Annotated in this window: 13 protein-coding genes; 8 read left to right on the forward strand and 5 right to left on the reverse strand. The window is 61.7% G+C overall.

The window, feature by feature from the left end:
- Positions 1–15 precede the first annotated feature (15 nt).
- Positions 16–2,937, reverse strand: a complete 2,922-nt coding sequence (uvrA, locus tag M1E10_RS17260; protein WP_499174038.1) for an excinuclease ABC subunit UvrA — start codon at positions 2,935–2,937, stop codon at positions 16–18.
- Positions 2,938–3,190: 253 nt separating this feature from the next.
- Between uvrA and M1E10_RS17265 the strand changes: the two genes are divergently transcribed.
- Both M1E10_RS17265 and M1E10_RS17270 read left to right on the forward strand, forming a co-directional pair.
- On the forward strand, positions 3,191–3,742 hold the full coding sequence (locus tag M1E10_RS17265) for a single-stranded DNA-binding protein (RefSeq protein WP_499174039.1): 552 nt from the start codon (positions 3,191–3,193) through the stop codon (positions 3,740–3,742).
- 88 nt (positions 3,743–3,830) lie between these two features.
- Positions 3,831–4,745, forward strand: coding sequence for a 5'-methylthioadenosine/S-adenosylhomocysteine nucleosidase (locus M1E10_RS17270; RefSeq protein WP_499174040.1), 915 nt, complete (start codon positions 3,831–3,833; stop codon positions 4,743–4,745).
- 11 nt (positions 4,746–4,756) lie between these two features.
- On the opposite strand, the gene M1E10_RS17275 is transcribed toward M1E10_RS17270, so the two are convergent.
- Complete coding sequence (locus M1E10_RS17275) at positions 4,757–5,386, reverse strand: MarC family protein (protein WP_499174041.1); 630 nt, start codon at positions 5,384–5,386, stop codon at positions 4,757–4,759.
- Between the two features lie 229 nt (positions 5,387–5,615).
- Between M1E10_RS17275 and gyrA the strand changes: the two genes are divergently transcribed.
- On the forward strand, positions 5,616–8,432 hold the full coding sequence (gene gyrA, locus M1E10_RS17280; RefSeq protein WP_499174042.1) for a DNA gyrase subunit A: 2,817 nt from the start codon (positions 5,616–5,618) through the stop codon (positions 8,430–8,432).
- 274 nt (positions 8,433–8,706) lie between these two features.
- On the opposite strand, the gene M1E10_RS17285 is transcribed toward gyrA, so the two are convergent.
- Positions 8,707–8,886 (reverse strand): hypothetical protein, encoded by a 180-nt coding sequence (locus tag M1E10_RS17285; protein ID WP_499174043.1) that lies wholly within the window; start codon positions 8,884–8,886, stop codon positions 8,707–8,709.
- Between the two features lies 1 nt (position 8,887).
- On the reverse strand, positions 8,888–9,097 hold the full coding sequence (locus M1E10_RS17290) for a hypothetical protein (protein ID WP_499174044.1): 210 nt from the start codon (positions 9,095–9,097) through the stop codon (positions 8,888–8,890).
- A gap of 74 nt (positions 9,098–9,171) precedes the next feature.
- Here M1E10_RS17290 and coaD point away from each other — a divergent pair, with 74 nt between their 5' ends.
- The 5 genes from coaD (at position 9,172) to tgt (ending at position 13,148) form a co-directional block, all read left to right on the forward strand.
- Entirely contained in the window at positions 9,172–9,666 is a 495-nt protein-coding gene (gene coaD / locus M1E10_RS17295; RefSeq protein ID WP_499174045.1) for a pantetheine-phosphate adenylyltransferase, read from the forward strand.
- A gap of 20 nt (positions 9,667–9,686) precedes the next feature.
- On the forward strand, positions 9,687–10,262 hold the full coding sequence (locus M1E10_RS17300; protein ID WP_499174046.1) for a peptidylprolyl isomerase: 576 nt from the start codon (positions 9,687–9,689) through the stop codon (positions 10,260–10,262).
- 39 nt (positions 10,263–10,301) lie between these two features.
- The gene (locus tag M1E10_RS17305) at positions 10,302–10,817 is read left to right on the forward strand and encodes a peptidylprolyl isomerase (protein ID WP_499174047.1); all 516 of its coding nucleotides are present in this window, start codon (positions 10,302–10,304) and stop codon (positions 10,815–10,817) included.
- Positions 10,818–10,935: 118 nt separating this feature from the next.
- On the forward strand, positions 10,936–12,021 hold the full coding sequence (gene queA / locus M1E10_RS17310) for an S-adenosylmethionine:tRNA ribosyltransferase-isomerase (RefSeq protein WP_499174048.1): 1,086 nt from the start codon (positions 10,936–10,938) through the stop codon (positions 12,019–12,021).
- Complete coding sequence (gene tgt / locus M1E10_RS17315; protein WP_499174049.1) at positions 12,018–13,148, forward strand: tRNA guanosine(34) transglycosylase Tgt; 1,131 nt, start codon at positions 12,018–12,020, stop codon at positions 13,146–13,148. Before queA ends, tgt begins: the two co-directional genes overlap by 4 nt.
- A gap of 2 nt (positions 13,149–13,150) precedes the next feature.
- Here the strand turns inward: tgt and M1E10_RS17320 are convergent, their stop codons facing one another.
- Complete coding sequence (locus M1E10_RS17320) at positions 13,151–13,573, reverse strand: DUF4864 domain-containing protein (RefSeq protein WP_499174050.1); 423 nt, start codon at positions 13,571–13,573, stop codon at positions 13,151–13,153.
- Positions 13,574–13,631: the final 58 nt, after the last annotated feature.

Raw genomic sequence — 13,631 nt, forward strand, 5'->3', positions numbered from 1 at the left:
GTCCTCCCCTGGCGGTTATTCCGCCGCTTCCGCTGCCTTGGCCGGTCGGCGTTCCAGGAGCTCCTTGAGGAAATGCCCCGTATAGGAGCGCTTCTCCTTGGCCACCTGCTCCGGCGTTCCCGTCGCGACGATCTCGCCACCGCCGGTGCCGCCTTCCGGACCGACGTCGATGATCCAGTCGGCCGTCTTGATGACCTCCAGATTGTGCTCGATGACCACCACGGAATTGCCCTGGTTGACCAGTTCGTGCAGCATTTCCAAGAGCTTGTTGACGTCGTGGAAATGCAGGCCTGTGGTCGGCTCGTCGAGAATGTAGAGCGTCCGGCCGGTGGAGCGCTTCGACAGCTCCTTGGCGAGCTTCACGCGCTGCGCCTCGCCGCCCGAGAGCGTGTTGGCCTGCTGTCCCACCTTGATGTAACCGAGGCCGACACTGAAGAGGCCCTGCAGCTTGTCACGCACTGCGGGAACAGCAGAGAAGAATTCGACGCCCTCTTCGACCGTCATGTCGAGCACGTCGGCGATCGACTTGCCCTTGAACTCGACGCTCAGCGTTTCGCGGTTGTAGCGCTTGCCGTGGCAGACGTCGCAGGTGACGTAGACGTCCGGCAGGAAGTGCATCTCGATCTTGATGACGCCGTCGCCCTGGCAGGCTTCGCAGCGCCCGCCCTTGACGTTGAAGGAGAAGCGGCCTGGTGCATAGCCGCGCGCCTTTGCCTCCGGCAGACCGGCAAACCAGTCGCGAATCGGCGTGAATGCGCCGGTATAGGTGGCCGGATTGGATCGCGGCGTCCGCCCGATCGGCGACTGGTCAATGTCGATCACCTTGTCGATATGCTCGAAGCCATCGATGCGGTCGTGCTCGGCCGGAATTTCGCGCGCGCCCATCACCCGCCGTGCCGCCGCCTTGTACAGCGTCTCGATCAGGAAGGTGGACTTGCCGCCGCCCGATACGCCGGTCACCGCCGTGAAGACGCCGAGCGGCACCGAGGCGGTGACGTTCTTGAGGTTGTTGCCGCGGGCGCCCACGACCTTGATCTCCTTGCCCTTCTTCGGCTTGCGCCGCGTGGTCGGGATGGCAACGCCCAATTCGCCGGACAGATACTTGCCGGTCAGCGACTTGGGGTTCGCCATGATGTCGGCCGGCGTACCCTCGGCAACCACTTCGCCACCATGGATGCCGGCCGCCGGGCCGATGTCCACCACATAGTCGGCGGTCATGATGGCATCCTCGTCGTGTTCGACGACGATCACCGTATTGCCGATGTCGCGCAGGTGCTTCAGAGTCTCGAGCAGCCTTGCGTTGTCGCGCTGGTGCAGGCCGATTGAAGGCTCATCGAGCACGTAGAGAACGCCGGTCAACCCGGAGCCGATCTGAGAGGCGAGGCGAATGCGCTGGCTTTCGCCGCCCGACAGCGTTCCGGAATTGCGCGACAGGCTGAGATATTCGAGACCGACGTCATTCAGGAAGCGCAGGCGTTCCCGGATCTCCTTGAGGATGCGGACCGCGATCTCGTTCTGCTTCGTGTTCAAGCTTGCGGGCAGGTCCTCGAACCAGTCGCGGGCCAGCTTGATCGACATCTCGGTTACCTGGCCGATGTGCAGCTTGTTGATCTTGACGGCGAGCGCCTCGGGCTTCAGGCGGAAGCCGTTGCAGGCCGGGCAGGGGGCCGCCGACATGTAGCGTTCGATCTCCTCGCGCGCCCAGGCACTGTCGGTCTCCTTCCAGCGGCGCTCCAGGTTAGGCACAATGCCCTCGAAGGTCTTCGTCGTCTTGTAGGAACGGGCACCGTCTATGTAGTGGAACTCGAGCTTCTCCTCGGTACCCTTGAGAATGGCATCCTGCGCCTCAGCCGAGAGCTCCGACCAGCGGCTGGAAAGCTTGAAGCCATACGCCTTGCCGAGGCCGTCGAGCGTCTGGTTGTAGTACGGCGAAGTTGACTTCGCCCAGGGTGCGATGGCGCCGTCGCGAAGCGTACGCTCCGGCTCCGGCACGATCAGCGCCGTATCGATCTTCTGCTGAAAGCCCAGGCCGTCGCAGGTAGGGCAGGCGCCGAAGGGGTTGTTGAAGGAGAAGAGCCGCGGCTCGATTTCCGAAATCGTGAAGCCGGAGACGGGGCAAGCGAATTTTTCCGAAAACAGCGTCCGCTCATGGGTCTCGTTCAGCGACTTGTTCGCCGAGCCGCCCGCGGCCGTTTCCTCTGGCGGCAGCGGCTTGTCGGCGAACTCCGCAATCGCCAGCCCGTCCGCAAGCTTCAGGGATGTCTCCAGACTGTCTGCCAGGCGTGCGCCGATATCGGACCGCACGACCAGGCGGTCGACCACGACGTCGATGTCGTGCTTGTACTTCTTGTCGAGCGCCGGCACGTCTGCGATCTCGTAGAACTGGCCGTCCACCTTGACGCGCTGGAAGCCCTTCTTCATCAGCTCGGCGAGTTCCTTCTTGTATTCGCCTTTGCGGCCGCGGATCATCGGCGCCAGGATGTAGAGGCGTGTGCCTTCCTCGAAGGCCAGGATGCGGTCGACCATCTGACTGACGGTCTGGCTCTCGATCGGCAGGCCGGTCGCCGGCGAATAGGGAACCCCGACGCGGGCGAACAAGAGGCGCATGTAGTCGTAGATTTCAGTGACGGTGCCGACCGTAGACCGCGGATTGCGCGAGGTGGTCTTCTGTTCGATCGAGATCGCCGGCGACAGGCCGTCGATCTGATCGACGTCCGGCTTCTGCATCATTTCCAGGAACTGCCGCGCGTAGGCCGAAAGGCTCTCGACATAACGGCGCTGCCCCTCGGCATAGATGGTATCGAAAGCGAGGGAGGACTTGCCGGAGCCGGAAAGCCCGGTCATCACGATCAACGAGTTGCGCGGCAAGTCGAGATCGATGCCCTTCAAGTTGTGCTCACGCGCACCACGGATGGAGATCGTCTTAAATTCGCTCATAAGTCTGTCCGGTGGGAGGATCAATGCCCATATGTAGTGAGGTAAATTGCGCTGTCGAGGCAGAAACTTGATCTTGACACCACAGATTTCGACTCGCCTGACTTGACCATAATGAATTCATAGAACAAATAAAGAACAAAAATGATTGTGGATTGTGGACCCGGGATACCCAAATGGGGCATCAGATGGGCTAAGCTGGCGGCTTAAAGATAAGGAAAGCCGCGTCACAAGGCGGCGGACGAGGTGATTGATCATGGCGGGAAGCGTCAACAAGGTAATTCTGGTCGGCAACGTTGGTGCGGACCCCGAAATTCGGCGCACGCAGGACGGTCGCCCGATCGCTAACCTGCGCATCGCGACATCGGAAAGCTGGCGCGACCGCAACAGCGGCGAGCGCAAGGAGAAGACCGAATGGCACACCGTGGTGGTCTTCAACGAAGGCCTCTGCAAGGTGGTCGAGCAATACGTCAAGAAGGGCGCCAAGCTCTACATCGAAGGCGCGCTGCAGACCCGCAAGTGGCAGGACCAGACGGGCAATGACCGCTATTCGACAGAAATCGTGCTGCAGGGCTTCAACTCGACGCTGACCATGCTGGACGGTCGCGGCGGCGAAGGCGGCGGTCAGGGCAACTACGGCGGCGGCGGTGGTCGGGTTGCCGGCGGCGGCGGTGGCGGCAACGACTTCGGTGGCGGCGGCGATGACTACGATCGTCCCGCATCCGGTGGCGCCCGTGGCGGCGCATCCGGTGGTGGCCAGTCCGGAGGCGGCTTCTCCCGCGATCTCGACGACGACATCCCGTTCTGATCGAACGACTCTCCAGACGCCGCCCGAGGGGTTGGCGTCTGGCATACGGCTTGCGTGATGCCTGGCATTGTCATCAAGGGATCACGTCATGAAATTCGCCTGCCTGTTGATTTCCGCCGTCGCTTTGTCCGCAGCTCTTTCAGCGCCGGCAGTTGCCGCGGATCAGCTCGACGATAAGCCGCGTATTGCGGTTATGTCGGCCTTCGAGCCGGAGTGGAAAACGCTTCTTACCAAGGTCTCAGGCGCGCAGGAGCACGTCGTGAACGGCCGGCGCTTTGTCACCGGCAGCCTCGCCGGCAAGGACGTCGTCCTCTTTCTCAGTGGCGTCAGCATGGTCAATGCGGCGATGACCACGCAGCAGGCACTTGATCATTTTGACATCACCACCATCGTGTTTTCCGGCATAGCAGGCGGCGTCGATCCGTCCCTGTCGGTCGGCGACGTCGTCGTCAGCGACCAATGGGGCCAATATCTGGAGGCAATCTTCGCCCGCGAGACGGAAAGCACTTTTGCGATCCCGCCCTTCCTCGACACGCAGTTCCCGAACTTCGGCATGATCTACCCCAACGAAAGCGAAGTCCTGCGCGACGGTGCGACCGAGCCGGAAGATAGGTTTTGGTTTCCCGTCGATGGCAAGCTGCTGGAGACGGCGCGCCAGGTGGCCTCCGAGGTGACCTTGGCGAAATGCGCCGGCGATGGGAAATGTCTCTCGACGCAGCCGAACGTGCTGGTGGGCGGCAATGGTGTGTCCGGACCGGCCTTCGTCGACAATGCGGCTTTCCGCGAATTCACCTTCGAGACTTTCCAGGCGAAGGTGCTCGACATGGAGAGTGCGGCGACGGCGCATGTGGCCTACAGCAACGGTGTTCCCTTCATCGCCTTCCGCAGCCTCTCGGATCTCGCTGGCGGCGGGGAGGGAGAGAACGAGATGGGGACCTTCTTCGCCCTTGCCTCGGAGAATTCCGCCAAGGTGGTGCAGGCTTTCCTTGCCGCGCTTCCCTAAGCCGTTCGCCGCTACAGGATGAAGGCAGACCGTATTCCATCGACTACGAACTGCACGGACAGCGCAGCCAGTATGACGCCGAGCAGGCGGGTCAGAATGGCCCGCCCCGTGACGCCGAGGAAACGGTCGAGACGCTCGGCGATCAGAAGCGCGGCAAGCACGAGCAGCATGCTGAGGGCCAGCACGCCGATCAGCAGAAATCGCTCCCAGGGGCCAGGGAGGGCGCCCGCCAGCAGTACGGTGGCCGATATGGCACCGGGACCGGCGATCAGCGGCAGCGCCAGCGGGAAGACCGCAATGTTATGAATGTGGTCGATGGTGATGGCCGTCTGAGACGTCTTCTCCTTGCGCTCCTGCCGTCGCTCGAAGACCATTTCGAAAGAGATCCAGAACAGCAGCAGACCGCCGGCGATCCGGAACGCTCCCATCGAGATGCCGAGCGAACCGAGCAGGCTGGCACCGAAGAGCGCGAAGACTGCGAGGATGGCGAAAGCGATCAGCGAGCCGCGCACCGCCACCTGTCGGCGCTGCTGCCGAGTCATCCCAACCGTCAGCCCGAGAAACACCGGTGCGAGCCCAGGCGGGTCGAGCGTCACCAACAGGGTAGTAAAGGCGTTGATCAGGATATCTGCAGTTGCCATCTGACCCCCCGGTAATGCTCACCATCCTTGCGGATGCCAGCCAAGATTGTTAGGACAGCGGGGCGGTCAAGGGAAGAGCAAGCTTCCTCGCTGGTTTTCCACCATGTGCGCCGTACGGACGAGCCGCGCAAAGGCCAAAAACTGTTCAAAACCGCTGCGGAAATTGGCGTCCGGAGCCGCTTTCCGCTATAGAAATGCAACTGATTCCGAACAAAGATCGTGATCCGATTTGACTGAGCAAAGCACACCCGGCGGCGGAAAGCTGCCCCCAGGCATCGAGCCCATTTCCATCGTGGAAGAGATGCAGCGGTCCTATCTCGATTACGCGATGAGCGTCATCGTCAGCCGCGCGCTTCCCGACGTCCGGGACGGCTTGAAGCCGGTTCACCGGCGCATCCTGTTCTCGATGAGCGAGATGGGCATCGATTGGAACAAGAAGTACGTGAAGTCCGCCCGCGTCACCGGTGACGTGATGGGTAAATACCACCCGCACGGCGACTCGGCGATCTACGACGCACTGGCGCGCATGGCGCAGCACTGGTCCCTGAGGTTGCCGCTGATCGATGGCCAGGGCAACTTCGGCTCCATCGACGGCGATCCGCCTGCAGCCCAGCGTTACACGGAATGCCGCCTGCAGAAGTCGGCGCATGCGCTGCTCGACGATCTCGACAAGGAGACCGTCAACTTCCGCGACAACTACGACGGCACCATGTCGGAACCCGTGGTGGTGCCTGCGCGCTTCCCGAACCTTCTCGTGAACGGCGCCGGCGGTATCGCCGTCGGCATGGCGACGAACATTCCGCCCCACAACCTGACCGAAGTGATTGACGGCTGCATTGCGCTCATCGACAATCCTGCGATCGAACTGCAGGAACTGATGCAGTTCATTCCCGGGCCCGACTTCCCCACCGGCGCCCTTATCCTCGGCCGGTCCGGCATCCGCTCGGCCTATGAAACCGGCCGCGGCTCCGTGATCATGCGCGGCAAGGCCCACATCGAGCCGATGCGCGGCGACCGCGAGCAGATCATCATCACCGAAGTGCCCTACCAGGTGAACAAGGCGACGATGATCGAGAAGATGGCCGAACTGGTGCGCGACAAGCGCATCGAAGGCATCTCCGATCTGCGCGACGAATCCGACCGCCAGGGCTACCGGGTCGTGATCGAACTGAAGCGCGATGCCAATGCCGAGGTGATCCTCAACCAGCTGTACCGCTACACGCCGCTGCAGACCTCCTTCGGCTGCAACATGGTGGCGCTGAACGGTGGCAAGCCGGAACAGCTGACGCTGATCGACATGCTGAAGGCCTTCATCGCCTTCCGCGAAGAGGTCGTTAGCCGCCGAACGAAATATCTGCTGCGCAAGGCACGTGACCGGGCCCACGTCCTGGTCGGCCTGGCGATCGCCGTCGCCAACATCGACGAAATCATCAGCCTGATCCGTCGCGCGCCAGATCCGGCGACCGCCCGCGAGCAGTTGATGACCCGCCGCTGGCCGGCGCATGACGTCGATTCGCTGATCCGCCTGATTGACGATCCGCGTCACAGAATCAACGAGGACGGCACCTACAACCTGTCGGAAGAGCAGGCCCGCGCCATCCTCGAACTGCGTCTGGCTCGCCTGACGGCGCTCGGTCGTGATGAAATCGGCGATGAACTGAACAAGATCGGGGCTGAGATCACCGATTACCTCGATATCCTGTCGTCGCGCGTTCGCATCTACACCATCGTCAAGGACGAGCTGATTGCCGTTCGCGACGAGTTCGGGACACCCCGGCGGACCGAGATCCTCGAAGGTGGTCCGGACATGGACGACGAGGACCTGATTGCCCGCGAGGATATGGTGGTCACCGTCTCGCACCTCGGCTACATCAAGCGCGTGCCGCTGACGACCTACCGGGCGCAGCGCCGCGGCGGCAAGGGCCGTTCAGGCATGGCGACCCGGGACGAGGATTTCGTTACCCGGCTATTTGTCGCCAACACGCATACGCCTGTGCTGTTCTTCTCCTCGCGCGGCATCGTCTACAAGGAAAAGGTCTGGCGCCTGCCGATCGGCACGCCGACATCGCGCGGCAAGGCCCTCATCAACATGCTGCCGCTGGAACCCGGCGAACGCATCACCACGATCATGCCGCTGCCCGAAGACGAGACGAGCTGGGAAAACCTGGACGTCATGTTCTCCACGACGCGCGGAACCGTACGTCGCAACAAGCTGTCGGACTTCGTTCAGGTCAACCGCAACGGCAAGATCGCCATGAAGCTCGAGGACGAGGGGGACGAAATCCTCTCCGTCGAGACCTGTACCGACCGCGACGACGTGCTGCTGACGACGGCGCTGGGACAGTGCATTCGCTTCCCTGTCGACAGCGTCCGCGTCTTTGCCGGCCGCAATTCGATCGGCGTCCGCGGCATCACGCTGCAGCCGACAGACCGCATTATCTCGATGACCATCGTTGGCCATGTGGCTGCCGAACCCTGGGAGCGTGCCTCCTATCTCAAGCGCTCGGCCGTGGAACGCCGTTCTGCCGGCGTCGATGAGGAGGATATTGCGCTGGTTGGTGAAGAGGTCGGCGAAGTGGGAGAACTTTCGGAAGAGCGGTACCAGGAGCTGAAGGCCCGCGAGCAGTTCGTTCTGACGGTCTCGGAAAAGGGCTTCGGCAAACGGTCGTCTTCCTACGACTTCCGTACGTCGGGCCGCGGCGGCAAGGGCATTCGCGCCACCGACACCTCCAGAACCAGTGAGATCGGCGAACTCGTGGCAGCCTTCCCGATCGAGGACACAGACCAGATCATGCTCGTCTCCAACGGCGGCGTGCTCATCCGGGTCCCGGTCAATGGGATCCGCATCGCCAGCCGCGCCACCAAGGGCGTCACGATCTTCTCCACCGCCAAGGATGAGAAGGTCGTCTCCGTAGAGCGGATCAGCGAGCCGGAAGGCGAAGACGAGAACGGCAACGTTCTTCCGGAAGAGATCATGGCGGAAACGGGTGATCTCGGCGGCGCACCGGCGCCAGTCAGTGCGCCCGAAGAGCCAGAGGCCGACTAAGGGGCCTCGGACATATAAAAAAAGCCGGGCATCAGCCCGGCTTTCTTTTCGGCTGCTTCGAGGATCAAATCCGAGCAGCCAGCTACTGAAAATCTCTGAGGTTCCTATCCTACGCTCAGAAAGGAGCGCGACGCTTCGCGAAAACCTTCATTTCGTCGCTTTCGCGACGAAGTTCCGCTATTGTTGACGTCACTGAGGCTACGAACATAATGCTGATCAAACTTGCCAGAACCGTCAACGTCACAAACATAGCCTGCCTCTTTGTCCACTCCGCTCAGTAGAACGAAACGTCGTGATACCGTCCCGTCATCTGCGGATAGTTGAGCTCGGTCCACTCGGACCTATCCTGATAAAGGGTCACTGTCGCCGTGAGCATTGCCGCAATCATTGCTGTCCAGACCATGTTGATCATAAAGATCTTGTCCAGCATGATCGGCTTTCTTCTCTCGATCATCTCAGTAGTCCTTCTTGTTTGTCAGAACGCCGATATCGCGATCTGGTTCCGCCATGTCTTGAAAAGCGGGATCTTGAGGTCGTTGATCCCTGCCAGCCGTTTGTACTGGCGGTTCGTTTCCGACCCCGCGCCTGCTTTTCTCACCGGGCGTTTGCCCATTGATCGCAGATAACCACATGCGCAATGAAACCGGCTTGAACGGGCTGTTCATCTGCCGTTCATCTTGTCGAGACTTGCGGCAGCATCTCGACCGTGACAAAAGGCAGGAAACCGGCGGGACCCTCCATGACCATCGCTTTCTACCCAGGATCATTCGACCCGTTAACCAACGGACATCTCGACGTCCTTCTTCAGGCCCTCGAAGTTGCCAGCCGCGTGGTCGTTGCCATCGGGGTTCATCCGGGCAAGGTCCCGATGTTCAGCTTCGAGGAGAGGGCGGACCTTGTCCGCGCTTCTCTGGCCGATGTCCTGCCCGAAAAGGCTGCCGACATCTATGTCGTCTCGTTCGATAATCTCGTCGTCGATGCGGCCCGCGCTCATGGTGCAAGGCTCCTCATTCGCGGCCTGCGCGATGGTACCGATCTCGACTACGAGATGCAGATGGCCGGGATGAACAGGCAGCTCGCTCCCGATGTCCAGACCGTCTTTCTACCCGCAGGGGTCGCATCGCGGCCCATTACGGCCACATTGGTCCGGCAGATCGCCGCCATGGGCGGTGATGTCGGAGCCTTTGTCCCGACACCTGTCTCTATGGCCATGAAGCTCAAGCTGAAACGCTGACGTCCCATCTTGGAGAAATTATGAAATCGCTTCGTTCCGCCTTTGCAGGCGCTTTTGCATTCGCAACTCTGGCAGTTCCGGCATTTGCTGCAGAGGACGACTTTCTCACCATCGAACTGAAGAACGGTCCGGTCGTGATCGAGCTTCTTCCGGAGATCGCTCCGAAGCACGTCGAGCAGATCAAGAAGCTGGCAGCAGAAGGTGAATACGACAACGTCGCGTTTCACCGCGTCATCGAAGGCTTCATGGCTCAGACCGGCGACGTCGAGTTCGGCGACACCGAGGAGGGCTTCGCTCCGGAGCGTGCCGGCACCGGCGGCTCCAAGCTCCCGGATCTGCCGGCCGAGTTTTCCGAGGTGCCCTTCGAACGCGGCACCGTGGGCATGGCCCGCTCCCAGGATCCGGACTCCGCCAATTCGCAGTTCTTCATCATGTTTGACGAAGGTTCTTTCCTGAACGGCCAATACACAGTTGTCGGCAAGGTGGCTTCCGGCATGGAAGCCGTCGACAAGATCAAGCGCGGCGAAGGCGGAAACGGCGAAGTCTCAGATCCCGACCGCATGATCAAGGTCACCGTCGGAAAGCAGACCCAGTAAAGGCGGCTTAAGTCGCGACAACACAAGAAGGAGATGGCTATGGCCGAGATCAAGGACCCGGAAAACACCCTCATCATGGAAACCACCAAGGGCAGGGTCGTCATCGCACTCATGCCCGACCTGGCCCTCGGTCATGTCGCCCGCATCAAGGAGCTGGCGCGCGAACAGGCCTATGACGGCGTCGTCTTCCATCGCGTGATCCCGGACTTCATGGCCCAGACGGGCGACGTCAAGTTCGGCAAGAAGGGCAGCGAAAACTTCAACCCGTCGCGCGCCGGTATGGGCGGCTCCGAAAAGCCGGACCTGCAGGCCGAATTTTCGGCTGTCCCGCACGTTCGCGGCACCTGCTCGATGGCGCGCTCGCAGAGCCCGAATTCTGCCAACTCGCAGTTCTTCATCTGCTTCACCGATTCTCCTTGGCTCAACAAGCAGTACACCGTCTGGGGCCAGGTCATTGAAGGCATGGACAACATCGACCTGATCAAGAAGGGCGAGCCCGTACAGGATCCGGATTCGATCGTTTCCGTGAAGGTCGCAGCCGATATCGCTGCCTGATCTTCTGTTGTAATGTGCTGCAAGCGCCTCGGTTTTGCCGGGGCGCTTTTCTTTTGCGGCATATCCGACTATCTGCGGAGACCGCCATCACCAGCCAGACACCAGCCGCCGAGATGACATGCGCGTAGACCTCTTCGACTTCGACCTGCCGGACGACAACATCGCGCTGCGGCCCGTCAGCCCGCGCGACAGCGCCCGCCTGCTCGTGGTGCAGCCGGAGCCCTCCGCAGTCTTTGCGGATCACCAGGTCCGCGATCTCCCCGGGATGCTGAGAGCCGGCGATGCGCTCGTCTTCAACGACACACGGGTTATCCCAGCTCAGCTGGAAGGCCAGCGGATCAGGGAAGGGGGGAGCGAACTTCCGGTGTCGGCGACCCTGCATATGCGGGTCGGGCCGGAGCGCTGGAAAGCCTTTGCGAGACCCGGCAAGCGCATCAAGGTCGGCGACCGGATCCTGTTCGGGCACGGCGGCGACGCCTGCCTGCTTGGCACGTTGAACGCGACGGTGGAATCCAAGGGAGAGGGTGGCGAAATCACTTTGCTCTTCGACCTGTCAGGCCCGGCACTCGACGAGGCGATCATGACGGTCGGCCACATCCCGCTGCCGCCCTATATCGCCGACAAGCGCCCTGAAGACGAACGGGACCAGATCGACTATCAGACGATCTATGCCCGTGAAAAGGGAGCGGTTGCGGCGCCCACCGCCGGGCTGCACTTCACGCCGGAGCTGTTTGCGGCGCTCGACGCGGCTGGCATAGAACGTCATTTCGTGACGCTGCACGTGGGCGCGGGGACGTTTCTGCCGGTCAAGGCGGACGACACCGAGGCGCACAAGATGCATTCGGAGATCGGCCACGTCAGCGCCGATACAGCCCAGCGCCTGAACGCCGTGAAGGCGAGGGGCGGGCGTATCGTCTCGGTCGGGACAACGTCGCTGCGCCTTCTCGAAAGCGCTGCCGCCGAGGACGGAACCATCCATCCCTGGAGCGGCGCGACCGACATTTTCATCACCCCCGGCTACCGCTTCAAGGCGGTGGACGTGCTGATGACCAATTTCCACCTGCCAAGATCGACGCTCTTCATGCTGGTCTCCGCCTTCAGCGGCTTCGACACCATGAAGAACGCCTATGACTACGCCATTCGCAGCGGCTATCGCTTCTATTCCTATGGCGATTCCAGCCTGCTTTTCCGGAAGACGACATGACAGAGATGTTTCAGTTCAATCTCAAGCTCACCGATGGCGGCGCTCGCCTTGGCGAAATCACCATGCCGCGCGGGACGATCCGTACGCCTGCCTTCATGCCGGTCGGTACGGCTGGCACTGTGAAGGCCATGTATCTCGATCAGGTCCGGGAGACCGGCGCCGACATCATCCTGGGCAATACCTACCACCTGATGCTGCGGCCCGGCGCCGAACGCGTCGCACGCCTTGGCGGACTGCACGAGCTGATCCGCTGGAAACACCCGATCCTCACCGACAGCGGCGGCTTCCAGGTGATGTCGCTCTCGGGCCTCAGGAAGCTTGACGAGCAGGGCGTGACCTTCAAGAGCCATGTGGACGGCAGCCGGCATCACATGTCGCCGGAACGCTCGATCGAGATTCAGGGGCTGCTTGGCTCCGACATCCAGATGCAGCTCGACGAATGCGTAGCGCTGCCGGCCGAGCCGAAGGAGATCGAGCGCGCCATGGAGCTTTCGCTGCGCTGGGCAGAGCGCTGCCGCGTGGCCTTCGGCGAACAGCCCGGCAAGGCGATGTTCGGCATCGTGCAGGGCGGCGATCAGCCCGATCTGCGCGTCCGTTCGGCGGAGGGATTAACGCAGCTGGACCTGAAGGGCTATGCGGTCGGCGGGCTTGCCGTCGGCGAACCCCAGGACGTGATGCTGCGGATGCTGGAGACGACGCTTCCGGTGCTGCCGTCCGAGAAGCCGCGCTATCTGATGGGCGTCGGCACGCCCGACGATATCCTCAAATCCGTCGCCCGTGGTATCGACATGTTCGACTGCGTGATGCCGACCCGCGCCGGCCGCCACGGCCTGGCCTTCACTCGGCGCGGCAAGGTGAACCTGCGCAATGCCCGTCATGCCGAAGACATGCGACCGCTGGACGAGGAATCCGACTGCCCCGCCGCGCGCGACTATTCACGGGCCTATCTTCATCATCTGGTGCGCGCCGATGAGGCACTGGGTGGCATGCTGCTAACCTGGAACAATCTGTCCTATTACCAGGACCTGATGAAAGGGATACGGAAAGCTATCGCTGAAGGCCGTTTTGCCGACTTCCAGGGCCAAACGCAGGAGGCCTGGGCGAGGGGCGATCTGCCACCTCTTTAGCGTCAGATGCCGGTGCTGGAGGTATTGCGCAGAAGCCGAACGCCGTTCACCTTATAGGCGCCGTCATCCATCAGTCGCAGTTCATAGATCGCCGTCCAGTCCTTGCCTTCGCTGCCGCTGATCAACACCTCCTGGAACACGAGTTCGCCGCCACCGACGAGTTTGGCGCGGCCAAAGGCGTAGTTGTCGGCGCGGTAGACGGGTGGATAGGTCTTGCGGACCATCTCCAGGAACTGGGTCTCGGTTCGAAACGTGCTGCGGATATTCGGTGAGGCGAAGCCATAGGCGGCTTCGGCATTGTCGCTGCGAAACGCATCGATCTGGCCGGAGATCACGGCGCGGGCATCCCTTACCGGATCTTCGGCGTAAGACGCTGCAGGAAGGAAAAGCATGAACAGAATGAGGCAGGCGAATCGACGAAGCATCGGCTACTCCTCTAGGCTGAAGCAGAAGGCTACCGCGTTTTCCAGGGAGGAGAACATC

Source organism: Rhizobium sp. PK7-22, from assembly GCF_056530405.1.

Bases quoted from the DNA above. Each gene is read 5' to 3' on its own strand.
- uvrA (WP_499174038.1), bottom strand. From the start codon at position 2,937: ATGAGCGAATTTAAGACGATCTCCATCCGTGGTGCGCGTGAGCACAAC.
- M1E10_RS17265 (WP_499174039.1), top strand. From the start codon at position 3,191: ATGGCGGGAAGCGTCAACAAGGTAATTCTGGTCGGCAACGTTGGTGCG.
- M1E10_RS17270 (WP_499174040.1), top strand. From the start codon at position 3,831: ATGAAATTCGCCTGCCTGTTGATTTCCGCCGTCGCTTTGTCCGCAGCT.
- M1E10_RS17275 (WP_499174041.1), bottom strand. From the start codon at position 5,386: ATGGCAACTGCAGATATCCTGATCAACGCCTTTACTACCCTGTTGGTG.
- M1E10_RS17285 (WP_499174043.1), bottom strand. From the start codon at position 8,886: ATGATCGAGAGAAGAAAGCCGATCATGCTGGACAAGATCTTTATGATC.
- M1E10_RS17290 (WP_499174044.1), bottom strand. From the start codon at position 9,097: ATGAACAGCCCGTTCAAGCCGGTTTCATTGCGCATGTGGTTATCTGCG.
- coaD (WP_499174045.1), top strand. From the start codon at position 9,172: ATGACCATCGCTTTCTACCCAGGATCATTCGACCCGTTAACCAACGGA.
- M1E10_RS17300 (WP_499174046.1), top strand. From the start codon at position 9,687: ATGAAATCGCTTCGTTCCGCCTTTGCAGGCGCTTTTGCATTCGCAACT.
- M1E10_RS17305 (WP_499174047.1), top strand. From the start codon at position 10,302: ATGGCCGAGATCAAGGACCCGGAAAACACCCTCATCATGGAAACCACC.
- queA (WP_499174048.1), top strand. From the start codon at position 10,936: ATGCGCGTAGACCTCTTCGACTTCGACCTGCCGGACGACAACATCGCG.
- tgt (WP_499174049.1), top strand. From the start codon at position 12,018: ATGACAGAGATGTTTCAGTTCAATCTCAAGCTCACCGATGGCGGCGCT.
- M1E10_RS17320 (WP_499174050.1), bottom strand. From the start codon at position 13,573: ATGCTTCGTCGATTCGCCTGCCTCATTCTGTTCATGCTTTTCCTTCCT.